Origin of the sequence: Peribacillus sp. YIM B13477 (genome assembly GCF_042787955.1) — a bacterium.
GTDB lineage: Bacteria > Bacillota > Bacilli > Bacillales > DSM-1321 > Peribacillus > Peribacillus frigoritolerans.
This window is the reverse complement of sequence record NZ_JBHZPD010000008.1, coordinates 134,761-159,697: the sequence shown is the minus strand read 5'-3', so window position 1 is coordinate 159,697 and position 24,937 is coordinate 134,761. Positions and strand designations below refer to the sequence as shown.

20 protein-coding genes are annotated in these 24,937 nt (G+C 42.1%); 10 read left to right on the top strand and 10 right to left on the bottom strand.

The genetic code is table 11. The features are described from left to right. Positions 1–62: 62 nt before the first annotated feature. The 4 genes from ACFX4H_RS21300 (at position 63) to ACFX4H_RS21285 (ending at position 4,190) form a co-directional block, all read left to right on the top strand. Positions 63–557, top strand: a complete 495-nt coding sequence (locus ACFX4H_RS21300) for a PH domain-containing protein (protein WP_034305830.1) — start codon at positions 63–65, stop codon at positions 555–557. After that, positions 557–2,029, top strand: coding sequence for a PH domain-containing protein (locus ACFX4H_RS21295; protein ID WP_377436158.1), 1,473 nt, complete (start codon positions 557–559; stop codon positions 2,027–2,029). The genes ACFX4H_RS21300 and ACFX4H_RS21295 overlap by 1 nt, the downstream gene beginning before the upstream one ends. A gap of 300 nt (positions 2,030–2,329) precedes the next feature. Beyond that, positions 2,330–3,172 (top strand): cache domain-containing protein, encoded by an 843-nt coding sequence (locus tag ACFX4H_RS21290; RefSeq protein ID WP_377436157.1) that lies wholly within the window; start codon positions 2,330–2,332, stop codon positions 3,170–3,172. Beyond that, positions 3,165–4,190, top strand: a complete 1,026-nt coding sequence (locus ACFX4H_RS21285; protein ID WP_377436156.1) for a methyl-accepting chemotaxis protein — start codon at positions 3,165–3,167, stop codon at positions 4,188–4,190. Before ACFX4H_RS21290 ends, ACFX4H_RS21285 begins: the two co-directional genes overlap by 8 nt. A gap of 52 nt (positions 4,191–4,242) precedes the next feature. Here ACFX4H_RS21285 and ACFX4H_RS21280 read toward each other — a convergent pair whose 3' ends face one another. Further along, entirely contained in the window at positions 4,243–4,749 is a 507-nt protein-coding gene (locus tag ACFX4H_RS21280; protein WP_048685038.1) for a general stress protein, read from the bottom strand. A 163-nt stretch (positions 4,750–4,912) separates the two neighbouring features. Between ACFX4H_RS21280 and ACFX4H_RS21275 the strand changes: the two genes are divergently transcribed. The 5 genes from ACFX4H_RS21275 to ACFX4H_RS21255 all read left to right on the top strand — a co-directional run bounded on the left by ACFX4H_RS21275 (position 4,913) and on the right by ACFX4H_RS21255 (position 11,383). Next, a complete protein-coding gene (locus tag ACFX4H_RS21275; RefSeq protein ID WP_241637271.1) occupies positions 4,913–5,977 on the top strand; it encodes a M20 family metallopeptidase in 1,065 nt (354 codons plus the stop codon). Between the two features lie 647 nt (positions 5,978–6,624). Continuing rightward, the gene (locus tag ACFX4H_RS21270; protein ID WP_034305842.1) at positions 6,625–7,188 is read left to right on the top strand and encodes a 3D domain-containing protein; all 564 of its coding nucleotides are present in this window, start codon (positions 6,625–6,627) and stop codon (positions 7,186–7,188) included. Between the two features lie 147 nt (positions 7,189–7,335). Continuing rightward, the gene (locus tag ACFX4H_RS21265; protein ID WP_312019038.1) at positions 7,336–8,256 is read left to right on the top strand and encodes a ketopantoate reductase family protein; all 921 of its coding nucleotides are present in this window, start codon (positions 7,336–7,338) and stop codon (positions 8,254–8,256) included. 230 nt (positions 8,257–8,486) lie between these two features. Beyond that, positions 8,487–9,755, top strand: coding sequence for a dicarboxylate/amino acid:cation symporter (locus ACFX4H_RS21260; RefSeq protein ID WP_377436155.1), 1,269 nt, complete (start codon positions 8,487–8,489; stop codon positions 9,753–9,755). A 209-nt stretch (positions 9,756–9,964) separates the two neighbouring features. Further along, on the top strand, positions 9,965–11,383 hold the full coding sequence (locus ACFX4H_RS21255) for an NAD-dependent succinate-semialdehyde dehydrogenase (protein WP_249597472.1): 1,419 nt from the start codon (positions 9,965–9,967) through the stop codon (positions 11,381–11,383). A 55-nt stretch (positions 11,384–11,438) separates the two neighbouring features. Here ACFX4H_RS21255 and ACFX4H_RS21250 read toward each other — a convergent pair whose 3' ends face one another. The 9 genes from ACFX4H_RS21250 to ACFX4H_RS21210 all read right to left on the bottom strand — a co-directional run bounded on the left by ACFX4H_RS21250 (position 11,439) and on the right by ACFX4H_RS21210 (position 23,870). Beyond that, a complete protein-coding gene (locus tag ACFX4H_RS21250; RefSeq protein WP_249597471.1) occupies positions 11,439–12,545 on the bottom strand; it encodes an AI-2E family transporter in 1,107 nt (368 codons plus the stop codon). Positions 12,546–12,939: 394 nt separating this feature from the next. Then, entirely contained in the window at positions 12,940–14,466 is a 1,527-nt protein-coding gene (scpC, locus tag ACFX4H_RS21245; protein ID WP_034305854.1) for a succinyl-CoA:acetate CoA-transferase ScpC, read from the bottom strand. A gap of 131 nt (positions 14,467–14,597) precedes the next feature. Continuing rightward, positions 14,598–15,248: a LytTR family DNA-binding domain-containing protein gene (locus ACFX4H_RS21240; protein ID WP_063592230.1), complete on the bottom strand. Its 651-nt coding sequence runs from the start codon at positions 15,246–15,248 to the stop codon at positions 14,598–14,600. Between the two features lie 568 nt (positions 15,249–15,816). Further along, a complete protein-coding gene (locus tag ACFX4H_RS21235) occupies positions 15,817–16,179 on the bottom strand; it encodes a P-II family nitrogen regulator (protein ID WP_034305860.1) in 363 nt (120 codons plus the stop codon). Positions 16,180–16,193: 14 nt separating this feature from the next. After that, entirely contained in the window at positions 16,194–17,408 is a 1,215-nt protein-coding gene (locus tag ACFX4H_RS21230; protein ID WP_249597470.1) for an ammonium transporter, read from the bottom strand. Between the two features lie 300 nt (positions 17,409–17,708). After that, on the bottom strand, positions 17,709–17,912 hold the full coding sequence (locus ACFX4H_RS21225; protein WP_377436154.1) for a YbdD/YjiX family protein: 204 nt from the start codon (positions 17,910–17,912) through the stop codon (positions 17,709–17,711). A gap of 13 nt (positions 17,913–17,925) precedes the next feature. Beyond that, complete coding sequence (locus tag ACFX4H_RS21220) at positions 17,926–19,980, bottom strand: carbon starvation CstA family protein (protein WP_063577456.1); 2,055 nt, start codon at positions 19,978–19,980, stop codon at positions 17,926–17,928. Positions 19,981–20,356: 376 nt separating this feature from the next. Beyond that, on the bottom strand, positions 20,357–22,147 hold the full coding sequence (locus ACFX4H_RS21215; protein ID WP_377436153.1) for an ABC transporter ATP-binding protein: 1,791 nt from the start codon (positions 22,145–22,147) through the stop codon (positions 20,357–20,359). After that, positions 22,122–23,870, bottom strand: coding sequence for an ABC transporter ATP-binding protein (locus ACFX4H_RS21210; RefSeq protein ID WP_249597468.1), 1,749 nt, complete (start codon positions 23,868–23,870; stop codon positions 22,122–22,124). The genes ACFX4H_RS21215 and ACFX4H_RS21210 overlap by 26 nt, the downstream gene beginning before the upstream one ends. A 446-nt stretch (positions 23,871–24,316) precedes the next feature. Between ACFX4H_RS21210 and ACFX4H_RS21205 the strand changes: the two genes are divergently transcribed. Next, on the top strand, positions 24,317–24,877 hold the full coding sequence (locus ACFX4H_RS21205; RefSeq protein WP_377436152.1) for a nitroreductase family protein: 561 nt from the start codon (positions 24,317–24,319) through the stop codon (positions 24,875–24,877). Positions 24,878–24,937 lie beyond the last annotated feature (60 nt).

Below are 24,937 nucleotides of genomic sequence, written 5' to 3'. Positions count from 1 at the left end.
CATAGGGAACTTTTTTGCAAGATAATCCGTATAAGTATAAAGACATAGTAAGGAGTGAATATATGTATTCCAAGATACAGCCACCAACGAAGAAAATATCCAAAGAATCAGTGAAGGTTTGGCGGATGACTGAAGCCATTACCAATCTCATTATCCTCGCCGTCCTTGGCATCCTATTATTTGTTGATGATTATTTTACTTGGAAAGAATGGATTGGATGGATTTTAAACGGACTTATCGTATTATCTTTTTTCCATGCTATCTGGTCCATCTTCATTGAACCGATACTTTTGCAAAAGTATTGGCGTTACGACGTGAACGAAGAATTCATTCAAACAAAACGTGGAGCCTGGAGTGAAACGCATGAACTCATTCCGATGACGAAGGTTCAATCCGTCAAATTGAACCAAGGACCGTTTTTGCGAAAATACAACCTTTATTCCCTAAGCATCGGAACAATGGGCGACTCTCATGACATACCGGCCATTCCCGAGAAAGAGGCGTATGAATTACGAGATAAAATTGCCCATTTCGCGAAAATTAAGGAAGTGGATTAATGATGGAAGAACACGCAAAACGATTACACCCTATCAAAATCCCTTTCGAATTTTGGAAATTGCTGAAAGGAAATGTATTTTTCATAATCATGCTTTATATCCTGAATTTCGGTTCTGAAAAGATGTATATGAAATTACTCCAAATTGGCTTTCTAGTTTATCTGGTTTGGAAAGTCATTTCTGTCATCCTTAAATGGTATACATACAAATACAAAATCAAAGATGGTACCTTATACATTACTTCAGGGCTTGTCTCGAAAACGTATCGAACTGTCCCGCTTCATAAGGTTCAGAATGTCCAGCAACGCACGACGTTATTTCATAAGATTTTCAGATTGACCTCTTTAACATTCGAAACGGGGATGACTGGTGAACAGGGTAGCGTACCTTTCGAGATGATTTCCCGAAAAGAGGCCGAAAGGCTTGAGGGGGAATATGCTTCAAAACAGGAACTTCCGGTTAGTGAAGCGGATATTTCCGAAGAACGAATTGCTGAGGATATGGAACCAGCCATTGAAAAAACGATCCATTTCACTCCAAGCAAACATGATGTGCTGAAAGCTTCCTTTACATCACTCAGTTTCCTGGCTCTTATCCCGATATTGGCTACGTTATATAATACACTCGATGATTTTATTGATTTGGAGAACGCCGATGGGTTTCTTGCCAAGTTATTGGATACATGGTGGATCATTACCATCGTTATTGCAGGCCTCATATGTGTCGCCGTTGCCTTCGGAATCGTTTCCACATTCGTTAAATATGGAAAATATGAAATTTCATCCGATCACGAGCGCATATATATCAAGAAAGGTGTACTGGACGAATCCGCTTTTTCCATTCGGAAAGAAAAAGTACAAGCAGTCGAAATCACCCAATCAATCATTAAAAGAGTGCTGGGGTTGGCAGAAGTGAAACTGATCAGTGCAGGAAGCACCGGTGATGAAGAGCTGGAAACGAACACCCTCTATCCTTTTTTATCAATTGAACGGGCATACGGGATGGTAGAAGAGATTTTACCCGCTTACAAAGTGGAACGAACAATGAGGTCACTATCGAAACAGGCCTTCAAAATCCGAATGCTGCGACCTAGCTTTGTCTGGATTCTCACAACATTGGCGATTTATTATTTCAAACCCTCCCTATGGTATATCTCGCTGATTCTACTCGTCCTCATTTATACATTGAGAATAATGGATTACAAAAATAGCCGTTACTTGTTAAATGATGAGTTCATTCAGTTCAAATCCGGAAGTTTGGAAACATCACTATTCATTACCAAAAGAAGCAAGGTCATTCAAATTGAGGTGGAACGTTCGAAGCTGCAAAAGTTTTTCGGGCTTGCCACAATTGAAACGATCAACCGCTCCAAGCCTGTACACCATACAAAGCTCCAAGATGTATCCGTTGAATATGCAGACGAGTTTTACACATGGTATATGGACAGGACAAAAAATATCCAATTCGAATAGTATTCAATGAATGAAAGAGTTGACCATGGCAGTCAGCTCTTTTTTTTATCCACTATATTCCACCCCCTTCCCACCTTTGCACTTCATGACAAAATTAATATTGGAATTTTCTAACTTGTCCCTTCAAAAAAAGCGAAAGAAGACCGAAATATCAAATAGAAGTCAATATTAATTAGAAGTATATAAGGAGAATTTTACAGATGAAAAGACTGACAGACTGGTATTTTAATTCGCTAAAAAAACAAATATTGATTCCCTTTTTAGCTTTGATCATGATAAGCGGAATGGCCATTTCCTTACATGAGCTATAAAAATAGTATCGAGTTGACGACCCAGGAAATTACCGGATCGACAGAAGAACAAGTCAAGTCAATGAACGATTCTTTCGAGACCTTCTTTCAAAAAACGGACAATCAATTGGATAGAATCAGTAAATATCCTATTATGATTTCTTATGATAAGAACCTCGAATCCATAATGGATGAATTTTCTTATACGCAAACCAGTAACTCTGAAATAAATGGTATATATCTCGGCACAGAGAAAGATGGAAAAGCATTTATATTCCCAGAAACTGAATTGCCGGCTGACTACGACCCAAGACAGAGGGATTGGTATCAATCCGCATTAAAACAAAAAAACAAGACCATTTGGACGGAACCTTATACTGATCAGGCTACGAATGAACTTGTCATTACGGCAGCCAAAACCATATATGATGATCGTGATGAATTAATAGGCGTGCTAGGTGTCGACATCTCGATCGATACATTGATCACGATGGTCAATCAAACGAAATTCGGCGAAACGGGCTATACGGTTTTGCTTGATCAGGAAGGGTCATTCGTTACACATCCAGACAAGGAAAAAATTCAACAGGATATATCAAAGGAAAATATTTCCAAAAAAATGAAAGGTGAATCCGGATCAATGATCGAGGAATTTGAAGGGCAAAGCCGGATCGTCGGATACGCCACAAATCCTACCACCGGATGGAGAATAGCAAGGGTAATGGAGGAAAATGAAGTGAAAGTCCGGGCAAGCCATATGATAATCGATAATGTCATCACACTGTTGATTGTCTTTACCGTCACTGCACTATCTGCCATCTTCATCGCAGGAATCCATACGGAAAATGGCTGACGGCGATTTCACCTCCTGGAATTCCATTTCCAGAAAAGATGAGATTGGCCAACTTGCAGAAGACACCAGCATGACCAGGAATATGAGTCATATGTTAGGGGTTGTCAACAACCTTTCCGATAAAGTATCGGATTCCTCCATGACGCTAGTGGCCAGTGCCGATGAAAATTCAGCGGCAGCTAACGAAGTGGCCATGACGATGGAACAAATAGCAGCCGGTGCCATAGACCAAATCGAAGTTGGGCAGAATAACGAAATGGCCGTAAAGCTATTGGCTGACAAAATCAATGATCTTGAGGCGCAAACGGGAAAAATGGCCACGGAATCCGAAAATATGTTCAAGGCTTCCGAAAACGGAATCACTCAAGTACAAGGCCTGAAACAACAATTCAATGAAACGTCCCAGATATCCAATAAGATGAGCACGGCAGTCAAATCATTGGATGCACGATCCAATGATATCAGTGCGATCGTAAAAACCATAAGCGGGATTGCAGGACAAACGAATTTACTCGCCCTGAATGCTGCCATCGAAGCAGCGAGGGCTGGTGAACACGGAAAAGGGTTTGCAGTTGTTGCCGATGAAGTGAAGAAATTGGCCGAACCAACGGAAAAATCACTGAAAGAAATCTCTGAAATCATTCAAGCCATGCAAACAGATACAAACAATACCGTTCATTTGATTGATCAAGTCAATCAAAAAATCCATCTTCAGGATACTTCTGTAACGGATACGGAAAATGCTTTCAGTCACATTGCATCCATCATCACGACCACATTCAGCAATTTTGACGAAATAAAAGAGATGATGAACGATATGGTAAACGAGGTCACACGGATGGCGGGCAATGCAGAAAAATTAAATTCAATCAGTCAGGAAACTGCGGCAGGAACTGAAGAAGTATCAGCTTCCGCAGAACAAACGAATGCTTCCATGGAACAATTAAATGCCCTGGCTAGTGAATTGGATGCCCTATCCCAGGAAATGCACAAAGAAATAAAGAAATTCACATTCTAATCAAAAAAAGGACGGCCCCCCTAAGGGATCCGTCCTTTAAAAAAATTACGACTTATAGAGTTCTTCTGCCATTCGTCAGCGTTTCATCGGTTTCGGTTATTCCCGAGTAAGAAGAACTGGATTTTCTCGCATCCGAATCGACTAACACAAGCAATTTGCCGCTCTTTACATCCGCTTCATAACGATTCGCTTCGTCTTCAGGTATGCCCATTCCGATTAATGTACCGGCCAATCCTCCTGTTCCAGCGCCTACAGCCGCTCCGGCTAATGTTGCAGCAAGCGGTCCAGCAGCCAGTACCGGCCCGATTCCCGGAATCGCCAACGCACCCACACCTGCCAATAATCCGGCAGCACCGCCCAAAATGCCTCCAGTCGCCGCACCAGCTGCGAGCCCCTCTTCAACTTTTGTACCCGTTTCTTCATTCACTGCATTTAATTCTTCTTTATCTTTAGCTACCACTGAAATATCTTCACGATTATACCCTTGGGCCTGTAATGACTCAACAGCCTTTATGGCTTCTTCTCCAGTTTCATATACACCAATTATACGTTTATCCATATCTATCATCCTCCTTAAAGAATGTTAATTGTCGCTCCCCCTTTACATACCCCAGGGGATGAAAATGCTAAACGTTATTTAACAGGAAAATATTTTCGAGTTAACCCTTACTCAGAAAGGGTATATATAATAGTAGTATGCATATTTTTAGGAGGTTTTCTTTTTGCTCATCGAGTTACTTAAAGATTTAGTATCCATCGACAGTTCATCGAAAGAAGGAGCCAACCAAGCGGTAGATTACTGTGCGGACTGGCTTAAGGATCAAGGACTTACCGTGAATGTGATCGTAAATAACGGTTATAAAATGCTTGTTAGCGAGATTGGCAGCGGAGATAAAACCCTAATTTGGAATGGCCATGTCGATGTTGTCAGCGGTACGCCGGATCAATTTTTCCCTGAGGTTCATGAAGGAAATTTATATGGGCGCGGAACAGCCGATATGAAAGCTGGAGTTGCAGGGATGATGTGTGCATTTACCGAACTGAAAGATAAGGACTTAGGTTTAAAAATCCAGCTACAGATCGTATCGGATGAAGAGATTGGCGGGTTGAACTGTTCCGGATATTTAGCGAAACATGGTTATCGGGGGGACTTTGTAATTTGTGCTGAACCGACGCAATTGGGAATCGGACTCCAGGCAAAGGGTGCCCTTCGTCTCGATATTGAAGTATCCGGCAAATCTGCACACGGAAGCCGTCCATGGGAAGGCGTGAATGCAATTGAAAAGGCCTATGATCTCTATCAAAAAATAAAGGAACTTCCATTCACCCGGGATCATACTCCCCTTTACTCTTCCCCTTCACTTAACCTAGCAAAAATAAAAGGCGGGGATGTCTATAATAAGGTACCGGATGCTTGTTTGCTAAGTCTTGATATTCGTTATCTTCCTACGCAAACAATGGAAGATATCATTGCTCAGATCGAAAGTGTGACAGGAAATAATGTTCACCTTAATATGTACAGTAAACCTGTAAAAACCGAAGAGTCAGACCCATTCATCACTTTGCTCCGACCGATTATCGAAAGAAACACCAAGCAAGACGCTGTCATTTTCGGACAACATGGCTCCGCAGATACCGTCTTTTTTGCGGCATATGATATCCCAGCGATTGAATTCGGACCAAAAGGCGAGAACTGGCATGGAGATAGGGAATGCGTCAATCTTGAATCAGTAGCAGTCTATCAAAAAATGCTGGTCGATTTCGCTTCTGAATTTGTTTTACATTAAGCCAAATCATGAAAAAAGCCTGAATCACATATAGACAAAAGGAAGTCTATCTACATTTTAAAAACAAAGTTGATTGAAACGAAAGGTGCGAGACTCCTGCGGGAAAAGCGCGTCCAAGGGAGACCGCACAGGCGCACAGGCGCACAGGCGCCGAGGAGGCTCCCGGACCGCCCGCGGAAAGCGAGTGCCTGAAGTGTAAATCAATGTTCGAATTTTAACAAGCTCTCAAAAAAAAATTAGACAAACTCGATTTTGTCTACGGTTTGAGCCGGCATTACATAGATGTCGGCTTTTTTCATGTTCCGAATATCCTCTCCTACTAAAATAAACAGCATTCAATCGTCTATTATTACATTGTTTTTTTACAAAATATACAGGACTTTAAAACCAGGGATTTCACATCCATATATTACCTCATTAAACAGGATACGCCATTACATCAACACTATTTAACAAAAATACGCTTATACTGACATAATAAATAATATATTTACATTAATTAGATAAGTACTTTTGAACTAGTTTATATTACATTTATTTATCAAGGGAAACCTTTTTGTAACACAATTACTATTCCACCGAAACATTATTGTCATAAAGACCTGTTATTCTAAGTCTACGATTTAAAACAAAGGAGACTATTCATTTTGAAAAAAATACTACTTCCACTATTCACTGCTTTCTTTTTGGTATTTAGTTTTTCCGGAGTTTCATCGGCTGCTACTACTACATACAAAGTTAAAAGCGGCGACACACTATGGGGTATCGCCAATAAACATAATATAACAGTCAATCAACTCAAAAGTTGGAACAACCTGAAAAAAGATAACATCCATCCAAAACAAGTTTTAAAGGTCAAGAAAACATCGACCTCTGCTAAACCTAAAGCTAAAGCAAAAACAACATCATCATCCAAGAAATATAAAACGATCACGGTGAAGGCAACAGCTTACACAGCGAACTGCAAAGGCTGCAGCGGGATTACAGCATCTGGTCTTAACTTAAAGAAAAACCCTAACGTAAAAGCCATCTCGGTTGACCCTAAGGTCATTCCACTAGGAACAAAAGTTCATGTAGAAGGATACGGGGATGCCATTGCGGCAGATAAAGGCGGCGCAATCAAAGGGAATAAAATTGACGTCTTCTACTCTTCTCACTCAAAAGCTATCAATTGGGGCAGAAAAACCGTTAAAGTAAAAATCTATAAATAATGATAAGCACCAGCCTGAAACCTTTCAGGCTGGTCTTTTGTTTTTCCCATTCTTACAAACATCTAAACTACCAGTTGACCTTCAAACGGAAATATTTACTGAAATTTCAGTCAATGTTATGATTAGTACATCTTAATCAAAAGAGAGGTGTGCGCTTTGAATATTGTCATTATAGGGGCCGGGGCACTCGGCTCCTACTTTGGGGGCAGGTTGCAGCAGGCCGGGCAGGATGTTCAATACCTTGTCCGAAAAAACCGCGCCAAACAATTGAAGGAAAACGGGATCAGCATAACCAGCCCACATGGAAACTACCAATTCAAGGACCTTCATATCACAGAGAATGTAAGTGACATCGAAAAGGTCGACCTCGTGATTCTCGCCGTAAAAGGCCAGCATCTGCAAGGCACACTTACAGATTTAAAGGTCCTTGTTGAAAAAGGGGCAAAGGTCCTCCCGCTTTTGAATGGATTGGAGCATATATCCATTTTACAGGAAGCGCTTGGAGATGAAGCTGTCTTGGGAGGAAGTGCCTTCATCATCGCCACCCTTGATGAAAAAGGGCATGTCATTCATTCCAATGAAAATCACGATTTAATCTATGGCCCCCTTCACCCGTCACAAAAAAAGATTTGTGATGAATTCGAACAGGCGACGGAATCAGCTATCATGAAGGTTAGCAGAACGGAAAACATATTGATCAGGATGTGGATCAAATACATGTTCATCACCGCGTTCTCCGGTGTGACAACTGCCTCCAACCTCCCTATCGGCACGATACGGAGATTCCCGGAAACCAATGGATTGCTAGAAAAGGTCCTTGGTGAAATGAAGGAGCTTGCAAATGCTTATGATGTCGGGATCACTGCGGAGAATATTGCTCAAGCGTTGGAAAACATGTCAGTCTTACCTGATGAATCCACCTCTTCCATGCACCAGGACCGCCGGAAGGGCCTCACCCTCGAAGTTGAACATTTGCAGGGCGGTGCACTGCGCCTAGCCGACAAGGCCGGTTTGAAACTTCCTGTGATTGGAACTCTATACGCACTCATAAAACCATTTGAAAATTGATCTTTACCCAATACCGGTGCTCCACCGGTATGTTTTTTTCAGCTTATTAATCTATCTCTATATCCTAATGTCACTTTTAATTCCTCTTCTTCCCTTCAGTTATTAAAAATCCCCAAGACCAAAAAGAACAAAAAGAAAACAATATCACCAAAAGAATATTCTGATTCTTTCTTCTGTTACACTATTATCAAGTTAAGAAAGCGCTATCATATAACAAAGGAGAATGCCCCTTGAAAATATTAAAAAATTTAACAGTTCAGGTCATCATCGGTATCATTCTGGGTATAGCAGTCGGTTTCTTCTTCCCTGCTTTCGGTGAGCAGCTGAAGATATTAGCAGATTTATTTATTAAAATGATTAAAATGGTCATTGCACCAATCATCTTCTTAACCGTCGTAATCGGAATTGGCGGTATGGGTGATATGAAAAAGGTTGGCCGCATCGGCGGAAAGGCCTTGCTCTATTTTGAAATCGTTACCACTTTCGCACTTGCCATCGGAATCATCGTGGTCAATCTGCTGGGACCCGGTAAAGGCTTTAACATCGATTCAGTCGAGGGCGGAGATGTATCACAATATACGACAGCCGCTTCCGAAACGGAACATGGCGCCGTTGCTTTCATTTCTAATATCATTCCTGATAATGCCGTTGCCGCACTGGCTGGCGGAGACTTACTCCCTATTCTATTCTTTGCCGTATTATTCGGATTATCGATGGCAGCAATGGGACCGAGAGTGCAGCCAGTCGTTTCTTTCTTTCAGCATATTGCCGACATTTTCTTCGGTATAGTAGGTATGATCATGAAAGTTTCTCCATTGGCCGCATTTGGAGCAATGGCTTATACAATCGGTAAGTTTGGCCTTGGTTCTTTATCCTCGTTAGGACAATTAATGGGCAGTGTTTATATCACAATGGCACTTTTCATCGTTCTTATCCTTGGCTCGATTGCAAAAATGTATGGCTTTAATATTTTCAAGTTCATTGCCTATATAAAAGAAGAGATTCTCTTAGTTTTAGGAACCTCTTCATCGGAATCCGCCCTGCCAAGCGTGATGAAAAAACTCGAAAAATACGGTTGCTCAAAATCGGTAGTCGGTTTGGTTGTCCCAACCGGTTATTCTTTCAACCTTGATGGCACTTCCATCTACTTATCCATGGCTGCGATTTTCATCGCCCAAGCCTATGGTGTCGATTTAAGCATCTGGCAGGAATTGACCCTTCTAGGAATCTTGATGTTAACATCCAAAGGTGCTGCCGGTGTAACGGGATCCGGTTTCATCACACTTGCTGCAACATTAGCTGCCTTCCCAATGATTCCAGTTGAAGGAATGGCATTACTGCTTGGAGTCGACCGCTTCATGTCAGAAGCACGCGCCATCACCAATCTAATCGGTAACAGTGTCGCTACGGTGGTCATTTCTAAATCAGAAGGTGAATTCAATTCAAACCAAGCCATCTCAGATGATATGAATGAAGTGGCTGTTTCATCGGAAAAATAATCGAACCTTGAATGAAGAGGTGTGCAGCTTGCACCTCTTTTTTTGTGTATTCCTCCCTTTCTAGCAATGAAAAGCCATTTTTCTATAAATAGCCAATCAAATAAATTTCAGAATCATTGAAAAGTGTTTATACTTTTATGTAACAGGTAAAAGTATAAAGTTAGAATTTTAGTAGTTTGATGGATTTAACCAAATTAGGAGGTTTTATCATGAAGGATTACGGATTATTTATTAACGGTGAGTGGTCGGATTTTGGATTGGATAAAATTGAAGTGAGAAACCCGGCAACGGATGAAGTAGTTGCCACCGTTCCTAAAGGCGGTGCAACTGAAGCGGCGAAGGCTGCAGATGCCGCATATGAAGCCTTTACGGGCTGGGCTTCACTCTCAGTCTACGAACGTGCTGAACTAATTTGGAAATGGCATCGATTGATTGATGATCATAAAGAAGAACTGGCAAAAATCATGACTGAAGAGCAAGGAAAGCCCCTTAAAGAAGCTCTTGGTGAAATGACATATGCCAATGGCTTTTTATCTTGGTTTGCCGAAGAAGGAAAAAGGGTGTACGGCGAAACGATTCCTGCTTCCGTGTCCAATAAGCGGCTTTTCGTGACTAAACAGCCTGTCGGAGTTGTAGCTGTCATTACGCCTTGGAACTTTCCTGCAGCCATGATTACAAGAAAAGTGGCACCAGCGCTTGCCGTCGGCTGCACAGTCGTCATTAAACCGGCAAACCTGACTCCCATAACAGCTTTAAAAATGGCTGAATTAGCCGAAGAAGCTGGCATTCCAAAAGGGGTCATCAACGTCGTGACAGGAAAATCCTCAGAAATCGGCGAAACTTGGCTTCAAGATACGAGGGTTCGTAAATTGACGTTTACCGGTTCTACAGAAGTCGGCAAAACCCTGATGAGGGGCTCCGCAGACACGGTAAAGAAAATCTCGCTAGAACTCGGAGGTCACGCACCAGCAATCGTTCTTGAGGATGCCGACCTTAATAAAGCGGTTGATGGCATCATCAGTTCAAAATTCCGTAACGCAGGACAAACATGCGTCTGTTCAAATCGCATTTATGTCCACGAAGCCATTCAAGAGGCATTCATCGAAAAGCTCGTTGCCAAGGTCAAGGAACTAAAGGTAGGAAACGGACTGGAAGATGGCGTCGATATCGGTCCGCTTATCGATCAAAATGCAGTGGATAAGGTTCAAAAACAAATTGATGAAGCAATCAGCAGCGGCGCTAAGCTCGAAGCTGGCGGTAAATCAATAAGCGGCCTTTTTCTTGAACCGACCGTATTGTCCAACATTGATGACAGCATGCTCTGCATGAAGGAAGAAACATTTGGTCCACTAGCTCCCATCGCCACCTTTAAGACTGATGAAGAGGCAATCAAGAGGGCAAATGACTCCATCTTCGGTTTGGCAGCTTACGTCTTCACTGAAAACATCACAAAGGGCATCAAATTCACCGAGGCACTTGAATTCGGTATTGTTGGCTTGAACGATGGACTTCCTTCCGTTCCGCAGGCTCCATTTGGCGGATTCAAGCAAAGCGGACTCGGCCGTGAAGGCGGACACCAGGGCATCGAAGAATTCCTGGAAGTAAAATATATTTCCTTAGGTTTGTGACCTATTTACCACACTAAGAAAACGGGCCCGACTCAATTAAGTCGGGCCCGTTTTCTCATTCCAATATATCTTCTTCAAGCTTTTCCTCTTTTCGGATCCTGATGAATTTAACGATATTCAATACTATCGTCTTAACAACCGAGTAAGTCGGAACGGCCAAAATCATGCCGATGATACCGGCAATGTTTCCGGCCACGAGCAATAGGATGATGATGGTCAGCGGATGTGTGTTCAATTTCTTCCCGATGACTAGCGGTGAGATGAAATTACCATCCAATTGCTGAATGACCGTTACAACCAGAATGACCAATAATGCCTCTGTCGGTGAATGAATCAATGCCACAATGACAGCGGGAGCGGCTCCGATAAACGGTCCTACATATGGAATGATATTGGTTATAGCACCAATCAGCGCGAATAAGAACGCGTAAGGCAAACCAATGATCAAATACCCGATGAACGTTCCGATCCCGACAAACATGCAAACAAGAATCTGCCCTTGTATGTATGTAGTAAGCGTCCCGCCAGTTTCCTGAAGTACAGTTAAAGCTGGTTTTCTATAGCGAAGCGGTACGAATTTCATAATGGCGGCCGGAAGCTTATCCCCATCCTTCAACATATAAAACAGGATGAAAGGAACCGTTACGACCACTAAAGTAATATTCGTCACCACGCTGAAAACGGAAGTTAAACTGTTCGTTATATTACTAGGTAAGTTGGTCAAATATTTTTGCAGCGAATCCCCTACTTCTTGCAGAGGTACATAATCTTGTTCCACCGTCCATAAAAACCATTTTGAATCCGCAGAATCTTCAATGAACTTCCTTGTTTGATTGAAATAATCCGGAAGGTTATTGATTAAGTCCGTAACCTGTTTGGAAAGTGACGGGCCAACCAGACCGACCAGTAAACTAATCAACCCTAGGAAAAATACGTAAAGCAATAAAATCGCCAATCCCCTTGGCACTCTTCTTTTAACGAGGAAATCAACAGTGGGATTGAACAGGAAGTAGAGAAAACCCGAAATCAAGATTGGAAAGAACAATGTAGATGTAAAAATGACTATTGGTTCAAAAAGAAAAGAAATCTTTGTACCAACATAAAAAAGTAAAGACAATAGTAATAACTCTAACGTCCAAAAATGCAGTTTTTGCTTGAACAAATTATCTCCTCCACTATAAGCAATTCTATATAACTCCTTATTTCTAAGGAAACAACATCATGAATGTGAAAAACTCTATGTATGATAATCTTTCATTGTTAGCAGTTTACCATATTTCTATAACTTGAATGAATAATTATATACAAAAATAAAAGAAAAAAGCCTAAAGATACAGTTCCCTATCCATTTGATGGTTAAGCATCATTTTACACTTTAAATCTGTTATTTGTCGCAGGAAAATGAATCAATAGGAAACACCATACAAATTACTTAGGAGAAATAATCTATTTACCTTTCAATATTCCATTGATGTGACGAAAGATTCATTGGTTTTCACCTATACCGGACACGGACCCAAATAAAAAACCCCGCTGTATTGGCGGGGTTTTGAGTCTTATTTTTGATCTTGAAGAACCGCTTCAAGCATCGTACCGTTTTTAGCTAGGTTCGTATGCCATGAAAATGCTTTTTCAAGTATGTGCGGAGTTTGATGCCCGCCCGTTTGCGCTACTGCTTCAGTGAAGTATGCACGAAGCTGCGGACGGTAGTCAGGATGAGCACAGTTTTCTATGATTAACTCTACGCGCTCTTTTGGTGCCAAGCCACGTAAATCAGCGATCCCTTGCTCTGTCACTAATACATCAACATCATGTTCAGTATGATCCACATGAGAAACGAAAGGAACGATACTGGAAATTTTGCCGCCTTTTGCATATGATTTCGTTACGAAAATGCCTAGGCGTGAATTACGGGCAAAATCTCCTGATCCGCCAATTCCATTCATCATTCTTGTCCCAGAAACATGTGTCGAGTTTACGTTACCATAGATATCACACTCTAAAGCTGTATTGATTGAAATCAAGCCCAAACGACGGATGATCTCAGGATGGTTAGATATTTCTTGTGGACGAAGAACTAGTTTATCACGGTATTTTTCAAGCTCACCGTAAACTTGTTTCCCTTTTTCTTCAGCTAATGTAATCGAACACCCTGAAGCGAATTTAACCTTTCCAGCATCGATCAGATCAAATACCGCATCTTGCAGCACTTCCGAATAAACTTCCAAGTCTTTGAATTCAGAATCAAGGAAGCCAGCGAATACTGCATTTGCCACTGAACCTACACCCGACTGAAGCGGAGCAAGGCTTTCAGTTAAACGGCCAGCCTTGATTTCTCCACGAAGGAAGTTAATGAGGTGGTTGGCGATTGTTGCAGTTTCTTCATCCGGCGGCACGATTGTGGAAGGTGCATCAAGATCTGTAGAAACGACGATTCCCATTACTTTTTCAGGATCAACCGCAATGCCGATCGATCCAAGGCGATCACTTGCTTTAGTCATAGGAATCGGTTCGCGTTCCCCTTGTTTTGCCGGTGTATATATATCATGCATCCCTTCCAATCCTTCTGGATGGGACACGTTCAATTCAATGATAACATGTTTAGCTTCTTGAACGAATATGGCTGAGTTGCCTACAGAAGTTGTCGGGATGATCAATCCATCTTCCGTAATCGCCAATGCTTCGATGATTGCAAAATCGATTGGTCCGACAATGCCTTGACGAACTTGTTCAGCTGTATGAGACAAATGCTGATCCACATAAGTTACTTCATCAGCATTGATTTTATTGCGAATGCCTTTATCCGCTTGGAACGGCAAACGTTTATTTATGATACCTGCTTCCGCCATATGTTGGTCAACTTCCGGTCCTAATGAGGCACCAGTATAAACGTCAACTTTGAATTTTTCAGTTTTAGCTCTTTCAACTAGAGCCATCGGAATAACTTTAGCATCACCAGCACGGGTAAATCCACTCATACCGAGTTTCATCCCATTTTTAATCCATGAAGCTGCTTCTTCCGCTGTAACTACTTTCCCCTTAAATTGTTCGTTGCGAATTTTTTTGAAAACGCTTTCGTTCATACAAAAGACCCCCATTTTTCGCTTTTCTTACACTTAATTTTACCAATCCTGTGTAATTGTCACATTCGTTTTCGAATGAAAAGCCTTAAATTGGGCATAAACCAGCATTTCTTTCACACAAAGGAGAATCACTAAAACCCCAAAGCCCTTCTGAATTGACTTGCATATGTTTGACTGACCTGGATTTTGGAGTTGTCTTTCATTATCAATAAAAATGTAGAATGGAAATCAGGGAGGATCTCTTGTATATAGTTGATATTGACGATGTACGAACGGTGCACACGAATGAATGAATCACTAGGTAAAATGAATTCCAATTCACTTAAATTCATTTTATGAAATCCACTCACACGTTCGGACTGAATTTTAGTTTTCCTATTTTGAGCTTCCAAATACATAATTTCATCATATGGAAGCGGTATCCAGCGATCATCTGTTTTAATGGTCAGGAATGATGTCGGTAAAATTAATGGCTTTGACGGCAAGATGGCCGTTACCGCCCCTAAAGGGTTGCCCTCGTCCATGATAGGAACACTCAGCCCATAGTAAGGTACGCCAAATACATTACTTTCAACTTGCACCCCTATTTTTTTACGGACGCTCAGCGCTTTATATGTCGCCGTATTTTCACTGATTAAATCACCTGGTTTTATTCTTAAGTCCACTTGTTTGCTCGGTTGATAATAAATGTATTTTTCGGAATCAGCCACAGAAATTGAAGCATCCTTCGGAACAAACTCCCTGATGATATTTAAAACGGATTCGACCGTAAATTGATCCATTTCCTTTCACCTCTTAAAAGAACATATTAATAATTCCCCTATTATTAAGCAGGGCATTCATGAAGTAATTCATAGTTTATTGGTAAACTTACATTTTTTTGAATTCACTTTTCGGAAAATTAAAGAAAAATTGAAGTAACTAAGCGAAAAGTGTCGAAAAAAGCAAAAAAATCGTATTTAAATTTATATCCTTATTCATTATAGTTGGAATGCTCCGCGATTTCCATGGGGGATTCAAGAAAAAAGTTTCCTTATTATACAAACATTTTAATATCACAATCCAGCTGGACATCATACAAAAAAGCCGCTCTCCCCTAGGATAACGGCTGAAAGGTCATTTTTTTGAAGGGGGATTTTGAAACGGGGATTTTAATCGGAGTGATAACATCTCTTCTAAATTTTTCAGTGGCAATTCCAATAAAAAGGGTCGGTCATCAGGTTGATATACATCCTCTGAAATGAGCGTATTAACGATCTTCTGTTTTTTTGCATTAACAATTCGGACCAGTCTCCCCATTTTCAGCTCCCTTTCTTTAATCTTCTGTATCCGGCGGAATTGATCACAGCATCAGATGTCATTCTTTAACGCATCATGACCTTCTTTACCGGTACGGATATTCACAACATTCGCCAATTCATATATGAAGATTTTACCGTCTCCCGGTTTACCGGTACTCAAGAATTTCCTTGCTACATCCACAACATCCTGAACTGGCACTTCACACACGACGATTTCGATTTTCATTCGATCATGCAATGACATTTCACGATTTCTGCCTCTATATGTTTCCACATAACTTTTCTGAAGACCCGTTCCTTTTACTTCCGATACCGTCATTCCGCTTACCCCTATTTTCGCAAGTTCCGCTTTGAATTGTTCAAATTGGATAGGACGTGTAATGATTTCTATTTTCGTTAAAATCCCGGACATATGGGCACCCCCTTTTAGATTGATTCGTGATAAGCTTTTTCTCCATGAAGTGTAAGATCGAGCCCCATTGACTCATCTTCTTCACTGACACGCAACGGTATGAAAAGGTTAATGGCTTTAGCAACGATATAAGTGACCACGGCAACGAAGATATAGGTCGCAATGATCGCTACAAGCTGCTTCCACAACAAGTTGAAATCTCCATAGAATAAACCATTTGCACCGCTTTCGTTTACGGAAGTTGTCGCGAACAAACCTGTAGCGATGCCCCCCCATGTCCCGCCGATACCATGTAATCCGAAAGCATCAAGCGCATCGTCGTAACCCAGTTTATTCTTCAGGAAGAATACGCCCCAGAAACAAACGGCACCGCCGATGACACCGATGATGATTGATGAAGCGGGCGTTACGAATCCGCAAGCGGGTGTAATGGCCACCAAGCCAGAAATGGCTCCGGATACTGCACCCAGCAATGTTGCCTTTTTATTAGCCATATACTCGACGATCAGCCATCCAATGATACCAGCAGCTGCTGCAACAGCTGTATTAACGAATACATTCATCGCCACTTCATTGATTGTCAGTGCACTTCCGACGTTGAAGCCATACCAACCGAACCAAATTAATGAACCTCCAAGAAATGTTAAAGGAAGATTATGCGGTGCACTGTCCCCCGACTCTTTCCTTTTACCTAACATGATTGCCAATACCAAACCTGCAACCCCTGAAGAAATATGAACAACGTTGCCACCTGCAAAGTCAAGTGTACCCAGTTCCGCTAACCAGCCTCCACCCCATACCCAGTGTGCAACGGGAGCATATACGAATAAAGACCATAGGATCGTAAAAATCAGGAATGCTGAAAACTTCATCCGTTCGGCAATGCCACCCGCAATGATCGATACCGTTAAAACGGCAAAAGTCATTTGGAATAACATGAACAAACTATGGGGAATTGTTTCGCTGTAAGGTCCAGGTGCAAAACCCACATCCTTTAAACCAACCCAGTCCAGACCGCCCAGAAGTGAATTACCAGGTGAAAATGATAATGAATACCCAATCAGCACCCAAAGAATAGAAATGACAGCCAAAGGCATATAACTATGCATTGCCGTATTCAGGACATTTTTACTTTTTACCATCCCTCCATAAAATAGGGCAATCCCTGGTGTCATTAGCCAAACCATCATCGTCGCCAAAAACATGAATACCGAATCTGCCATTTGCATACTGTTTTTTCCCCCTTTTTTATATATGTTATGTTTATTAACACTATTATGTTATATTTTTTATCATATACTTAATTTTCTAATAATTCAACTTAATTTTTGTATTTTCCAGAAAAAATGTTAGATTATATAACATCAATAAGAATAAAGGACCAGCAAATGTGATTTTTTTGGTTTAATAGTTACTTTTCCACATCTTCACGACTCCATGGATGTTACATTTCACCCTCCACTTATTCCCCCTCGAAAAAACCATTAAAAAAAGGGCCCTCCTATTGAGGACCCTTCAATAAATATTCATTAACAGCAACGGGACACTTTACCACCCTTTGCGTTATACCGTTCATCTTGGGCTTCGCAGAAAAATACTTTCCTGGTTTTCACGGGATCTTCAGGATGATGCTTTCTCATATGTGCCACATACGTATCATAACTTGGCACGCCGACGAGCAAACTGACGAATTGCTTTCTGTAGCTGAGAATTGTAATTATTCTTTTCAACATCGCTTTCCCTCCCTTATGACGACCTTGATACATAAGGCGTTTCATGTAAATCTATTTTCTGGTTCTTCAAGACTTTTATCCATAACCTAATGGCAGAAATCAGGACCGTGATCACCACGATCATGAAGATGGCACATAGGGCAGCATCCACATAATCATTGACGATAACCCGCTTCATCTCGGCCAGATTGGCTGCCGGAGCAAGAACTTCCCCACTATCATAAGCCGCTTTAAATTTATCCTTATGTGCTAAAAAGCCAATTGCCGGGTTTTCGTGGAACAGCTTTTGCCACCCTGCCGTCATGGTCACTATCAACAAGAATGTAGTGGGTACAAGAGTGACCCATGTGTACGCTTTTTTGCCCATTTTGAAAAGGACCGTCGTCCCAAGCAGCAACGCAATGGCAGAAAGCATCTGATTCGCGATTCCAAACAATGGCCAAAGGGTATTGATTCCGCCAAGAGGATCAATGACCCCTTGATAAAGGAAGTAGCCCCAACCGATTACACAAATGGCAGTCGCAATTATATTGGGCAGCCATCTATTCGTTTCGGCAAATGGTTTGTAAAAGGTGCCGATGATATCCTGTATCATAAAACGTCCCACCCTGGTTCCTGCATCAATGGTGGTCAATATGAACAATGCCTCGAACAGTATCGCGAAATGATACCAGAACGCCATCAGTGACGCCCCCCCAATCACTTGCGAGAAGATATGGGCCATGCCGATTGCAAAGGTTGGAGCTCCTCCAGTACGGGATATAATGGTCTCTTCCCCAACATCGTCTGCAAGGCCGGTAATCATCTCAGGTGTCACAAGGAAACCCCAATCTGATATCGTAGCAGCCACTTGCGCTGGTTCTGTTCCCACAACGGCCCCCGGGCTGTTAATGGCAAAATAGATGCCTGGCGTCAATACACAGGCGGCAATCATCGCCATGATCGCTACAAAGGATTCAGTCAACATCGCCCCGTATCCGATTGGACGTGCATGCGATTCACGTTCAATCATTTTAGGAGTTGTACCTGAGGAAACGAGTGCATGGAATCCCGATACCGCTCCACAAGCGATCGTAATGAATAGGAACGGGAATAAATTTCCGGAAAACACAGGTCCCGTTCCATCGATGAATTGAGTGACCGCAGGCATTTCAAGGCTCGGCATGACAATAAAGATACCTAGTGCAAGTCCGATGATCGTACCGATTTTCAAGAATGTGCTTAAATAATCACGCGGTGCCAATAACATCCATACTGGCAAAACGGAAGCAACGAAACCATAGACAATCAACATGATGGCAATCGTTTCCCCGTCGAAAGTGAACATCGGGGCCAATGTTGCACTCTCGGCTACAAAGCGTCCGAAATATAATGCGAGCATCAAAAGTATGATTCCGATAATCGACCCTTCACCAACCCGTCCCGGCCTTATATAACGCATGTAAATGCCCATCAGGACTGCAATCGGTATGGTCGAGGCAATCGTGAACATTCCCCACGGACTGCCCACCAGCGCTTTTACGACAACCAGGGCAAGTACCGCCAGTAAAATGATCATGATACCGAGGATACCGACCATCGCTATCAAGCCTGTAATCGGTCCAATCTCCTCTTTGATCATTTCTCCCAAAGATTTGCCGTTACGGCGCATCGAACCGAAAAGAATGATGAAATCCTGTACGGCACCAGCCAAAACAACTCCGACTACAAGCCATAGCGTCCCTGGCAAATATCCCATCTGAGCTGCAAGGATGGGACCTACGAGAGGTCCAGCTCCGGCAATTGCTGCAAAGTGGTGGCCAAACAACACCCATTTGTTTGTAGGTACATAATCTTTCCCATCATTATTCGCTTCCGATGGAGTCTGGCGATTGTCATCTAGCTCAAACACTTTCCGTGCAATGAATTTACTATAAAAGCGGTATGCAATTGAATAAACACAGAGTGCCGCAGTAACAATCCACATGGCATTGATGCTTTCCCCCCGGTTTAGCGCGACGAAACCAAAACTCACCGCACCCAATGCAGATATGATCCCCCAAAGAATAACAGACTTAAGCGCTTTCAATTTTTTCCATCTCCTCTCTATCGATCTAGTGTACAACTATAAAAAACCTTCATTTATAAGGGGCCAGGGCTGTATTTCTTCCCGTGCCCATTAAATTTAAAGAATTTTATATATATTCTGAATTATATGTTACCGTAAGGTTTTTTAGCAATAGCAATTTAGTCAATTTGTAAAGTATTTTCCATTATTTTGTCGATAATTCCCTCTTTTCCCACTTTGGTGGAATCGATGATTTTCATGCTTTATAAAAATCGTATTGTGTGAACGCATTTTTAGAAGGTTCATCATTAAATGAACGGGATGCGATCCCCAAGTTTATGATGCTCGTTATGGGACCAACACAAAAAATGTGCGCCGGATGGCACACATTTTTTCTTTATCCTATCTGATTTTCCCTTAATGAGCTGCGGTTTAGATCGTAATAAAAACCCCTCTGCCGCAACAATTCATCATGGGATCCTTTTTCAATGATCTTTCCTTCATCAAGTACGAGGATTTGATCACTTTGCTGAATTGTATTCAATCTGTGGGCAATGACAAAACTTGTCCTTCCCTCCATCAAGCGGTGTAATGCTTCCTGGATTTTAAGCTCGGTTATCGTATCTATGCTACTTGTCGCTTCATCCAAAATCAATAATACGGGATCCGCTAAAATAGCCCTGGCAATCGATAATAGCTGGCGCTGCCCCTGACTTATTCCACTGCCATCTTGATTCAAGATGGTATCGTATCGATCCGGCAGTTTCATGATAAAGGAATGGGCATTGGCAAGCTTGGCTGCATTCACCACTTCTTCATCTTCTGCCTCCAGCCGGCCGTAGCGGATATTTTCACGAATCGTACCTTGAAACAAGAAGGAATCCTGTAAAACGAAGCCCATATGCTTACGGAGACTGGACCTCGTCACCTGTTGGATATCCTGGCCGTCAATCAATATCCGGCCGCTGTTCGGCTCGTAAAAACGGGCAAGAAGATTAATGATCGTGGTCTTACCTGCACCCGTGGGACCTACAAGCGCGACGGTCTCCCCTTTTTTTGCATGGAAACTAACATCATATATCGTTTGCTCTGCATCATTATACGAAAAGGAAACACCCTCAAAGTCCACCTCACCGCGGACTTCACGAAGTTCAAAAGCCTGTTTCTCATCCACTTCTTCTTCTTTTTCATCAAGTATGGCGAAAACCCGTTCAGCACCGGCAACAGCTGAGAGGAGTGTATTGAATTGGTTAGCCAGGTCATTGAGCGGACGGGTGAATTGCCTTGAGTACTCGGTGAAAATGACAATGACCCCGATGGAAACCGTACCTATGCCATTCAGCGCCAAAAACCCTCCGGCAGCGGCTATTACCGTGAAACTTAAGTTGTTCAGTAAATTCATCAGTTTTGGAATCAGCCCTGAGTATGATTGTGATAGGAATCCGGCTTTCTTTAAATTTTCACTCCGGATGATAAAATCACGGATCACTTTATCTTCCTGTGAAAAAGCCTTTACGATCCGTTGGCCGGAAATCGTTTCTTCTATAAACCCATTCAGTTCTCCAAGGTTCTTCTGCTGTGCTTTAAACAGCTTTCCCGTCCTGTTCGTTATCCACCTCAGACCGAAGAACATGAGAGGAACGATAAATAAGGTTAGAATAGTTAATAAAGGGCTCAAATACAGCATGACTCCGATCGTCCCGACAAGTGTCAGCACACTTGAAAAGATCTGGATGACGGAACTATTCAAAGTGGAACTGACATTTTCAATATCATTCGTGACCCTACTCATCAACTCCCCGTGCTGACGCCGATCAAAAAAGGGAATGGACAACTGGTGAAGCTTTTTGAATAGTTGATTGCGCATCGCATAAACCGTATCCTGTGCAATTCCGATCATCCAATAATTCTGAAGCCACATGGATAGGGAATAAAATATGTAAACTCCGAGAAGCCCTAAAAGAAGGCTGATCAGCCCCACGCTATCACTTGTGACAATATAATCATCAATGGCCATCCCAACAAGAAAGGGGCCAAGCAATCCCAAAACCGAGCTTATCAGTACCATGAAAAGGACACAAAATAGCAGGCTTTTATTCGTTGCCAAGTAGGGAATGATCCTCTTTATCGTATTCCAGGAGTTGACCGGTTTAGACTTTGCCTTATCGGGAGATATTCTTCGACTCAAGCGAAATCCCCTCCTCCCCAAACTGTGAGCGAACGATTTTTCGATAAAGATCGCTTGTTTGCATCAAATCCTGATGTTTCCCCAGCGCAAGGACTTGACCGCTTTCCAGCAACAAGATTTTGTCAGCCTCCATGGCTGTACTGATTTTTTGTGTAATGATGAGCGTTGTGCATGTATAGTCCTTTAAAGCGGCAAGCAATTTACTTTCCGTCTTCAAATCCAGCGCACTTGTACTATCATCCAGAAGGAGAATCTTCGGTTTGCGCACCAATGCTCTTGCAATCGATAAGCGCTGTTTTTGCCCTCCAGACAGATTCACTCCTTTTTGCCCTAACTGGGTTTCATATTGCTTCGGAAGTTTCATTACGGTCTCATGGACCTGAGCATGCATGGCCGCAGCCATGATTTCCTCCATCGAGGCACCCTCTTTTCCCCAAGCGACATTATTTTTTATGGTCCCCGAAAAAAGCAGGGCCTCTTGCGGTACATAGCCGATCCTGTTCCGCAGCGAATTCAAGGGAATATCTTTCAGATCTTGGCCATCAATTTGAATGGAGCCGCTTTCAACTTCATATAATCTCGGAATCAGCTGAAACAGTGATGTCTTCCCTGATCCTGTCGCTCCTATGATGGCAAGCGATTCTCCGGGATCGATGGAGAAGGTCAGGTTTTTCAATATCGGGGTTTCGGTTCCAGGATAGCGGAAAGATACATCCAGAAACTTAATGCCTCCCCCATTGACGGCCCCATTCTTGCTTTCCGCTTTACCTTCATCAATATCTATCGGGGTTTCAAATATTTCCGTCACACGTTCCGCTGAAGCCTTTGCACGGGAAATGACCATGATCAGCCATGAAAAAACGGAAAGAGATGCCGCTATCCTCGTGGCATAGTTGACAATCGCCACAACTTCCCCTACCTGTATATCTCCCATTGTTATAAATTCACTTCCAAGCCAGAGAATGATCATAATCGCCATATTCATGACAAGCATCAGCACAGGCATCGTCGTTTCAATTAAACGAAGGGAAGACACAGTCTTTCTTTTCAACTCTTCATTCGCATCGTCAAATCGGCCGATTTCATGCTCCTTACGAAGAAAAGCTTTGATCAAGCGCATGCCTATCAGGTTTTCCCTCATGACTCCATTGACATTATCGAGTTTTTTCTGGACGAGCTTAAACAGCTTAGCCGCCCGTTTCATAACCCATCCCAAGAAGAAAACAAGAACCGGAATTGAAATGACCAATACAAGGGATAATTTCAAATCGACCGCAATAGCCATGATCGCTCCGCCGATTACGATCAACGGCGCCCTTGCCATGATACGCAAGCCCATAAAAACCGTATTTTGAAGTTGGGTCACATCATTCGTCATCCTTGTGATCAACGAGGAAGTCGGGATATTATTCAAGTTCGCAAAAGAAAACGCCTGTATTTTACCAAAAAGGCTTGTCCTGACATCATGTCCAAAGCTTTGACTTACATGTGATGCCGTAAATGAATTAACGATCCCGCCAAGAAATGAAAAAACGGAAAGTCCAACCATGACACTTCCCCATTTAATCACCACCGATAAATCTTTCTGCAAAATGCCATCATCAATGATTTTTGCTATAAATAGAGGTTGTAATAGCTCTACCCCGAGCTCGACAATCATTAAGGATAAAGCAAGAATGATCAAAAGCCAGTATGGCTTAAGAAATGAGGACAATTTTTTCATCTATGACACCTTCGATTCTCCGTATGTAAATAGCATCTTTTCATCCTCTCATTATACATTTTTATACAGATTTTTTAAAAGATTTTAACTGTTTTAAGGCATTGGTAAATATCTTAATTTTTTTTGTAAATACCCTTGACAAATAGCAGGAAATAAGCGAAAATTCTAATTGATAATGATTTTCAATTTCATTATCGATCTCTGAAATTTGATAAGCAATTACGATATTCTCTTATCGTACCCTTTTGATATTGTACATAGATACAATGTCGCCCCGGCTTCTCTGTGCCTAGTAAAATTATATGCTCATTAGCGAATGCAAGTCACTAGAATATTGCCCCCTCTTTATTCAAGTAATTTATTCACATTGGAAGCATATTAGGCAGCCGGGGACTATTTTTTTCAACTATTAAACTTACATATATGATTAAAGGAGCAGGATGATCATGAAACTAGAAGATATCATTAAAGAACGGCGCAGCATCAAACGATTTAAGGACATTCCTGTTCCTATTGATACCATCCAATCATTATTGGAAACTTCGACATGGGCACCGAACCATAAAATGACCCAGCCATGGCGCTTCGTCGTGGTGCATGGTGATAGCCGTTTAAAACTCACAGAAGCAACACGTGCATTCATGGAAGGCAAAGAGAAGGACCCTGAAAAGAAAAAAGCAGCCGGACAGCGAGGATATAATAAACTCATAGGTGTACCGATGTTTGTCGCAGTGATCATGGAAGAGAATCCGAATCCCATGACACGTGAAGAAGATTATGCGGCTACAAGTGCCTTGATCCAGAATTTCAGCCTGCTTGCCTGGGAACAGGGAATCGGGATGATATGGGAAACATACGGCATGATACACAGCATGGAGTTTCGTGAAGCTTTGGGCGTGAAACCAGGCGAGAAGGTCGTCGGCAGCCTTCACGTTGGCTATCCCGATATGATTCCTGCCCCTCGTCCAAGGAACGCGATCGATCAACTCCTGACCGTCATGGACTAACATAAAAGGAAGGCCTCCAATCTTCCAGTTGGAGGCTCAGACTGTAGACAAACTCGATGA

Bases quoted from the DNA above. Each gene is read 5' to 3' on its own strand.
- ACFX4H_RS21210 (WP_249597468.1), bottom strand. From the start codon at position 23,870: ATGAAAAAATTGTCCTCATTTCTTAAGCCATACTGGCTTTTGATCATT.
- ACFX4H_RS21280 (WP_048685038.1), bottom strand. From the start codon at position 4,749: ATGGATAAACGTATAATTGGTGTATATGAAACTGGAGAAGAAGCCATA.
- ACFX4H_RS21240 (WP_063592230.1), bottom strand. From the start codon at position 15,248: ATGGATCAATTTACGGTCGAATCCGTTTTAAATATCATCAGGGAGTTT.
- ACFX4H_RS21300 (WP_034305830.1), top strand. From the start codon at position 63: ATGTATTCCAAGATACAGCCACCAACGAAGAAAATATCCAAAGAATCA.
- ACFX4H_RS21205 (WP_377436152.1), top strand. From the start codon at position 24,317: ATGAAACTAGAAGATATCATTAAAGAACGGCGCAGCATCAAACGATTT.
- ACFX4H_RS21255 (WP_249597472.1), top strand. From the start codon at position 9,965: ATGAAGGATTACGGATTATTTATTAACGGTGAGTGGTCGGATTTTGGA.
- ACFX4H_RS21225 (WP_377436154.1), bottom strand. From the start codon at position 17,912: ATGTTGAAAAGAATAATTACAATTCTCAGCTACAGAAAGCAATTCGTC.
- ACFX4H_RS21230 (WP_249597470.1), bottom strand. From the start codon at position 17,408: ATGCAAATGGCAGATTCGGTATTCATGTTTTTGGCGACGATGATGGTT.
- ACFX4H_RS21290 (WP_377436157.1), top strand. From the start codon at position 2,330: ATGAGCTATAAAAATAGTATCGAGTTGACGACCCAGGAAATTACCGGA.
- ACFX4H_RS21295 (WP_377436158.1), top strand. From the start codon at position 557: ATGATGGAAGAACACGCAAAACGATTACACCCTATCAAAATCCCTTTC.
- ACFX4H_RS21235 (WP_034305860.1), bottom strand. From the start codon at position 16,179: ATGTCCGGGATTTTAACGAAAATAGAAATCATTACACGTCCTATCCAA.
- ACFX4H_RS21285 (WP_377436156.1), top strand. From the start codon at position 3,165: ATGGCTGACGGCGATTTCACCTCCTGGAATTCCATTTCCAGAAAAGAT.
- scpC (WP_034305854.1), bottom strand. From the start codon at position 14,466: ATGAACGAAAGCGTTTTCAAAAAAATTCGCAACGAACAATTTAAGGGG.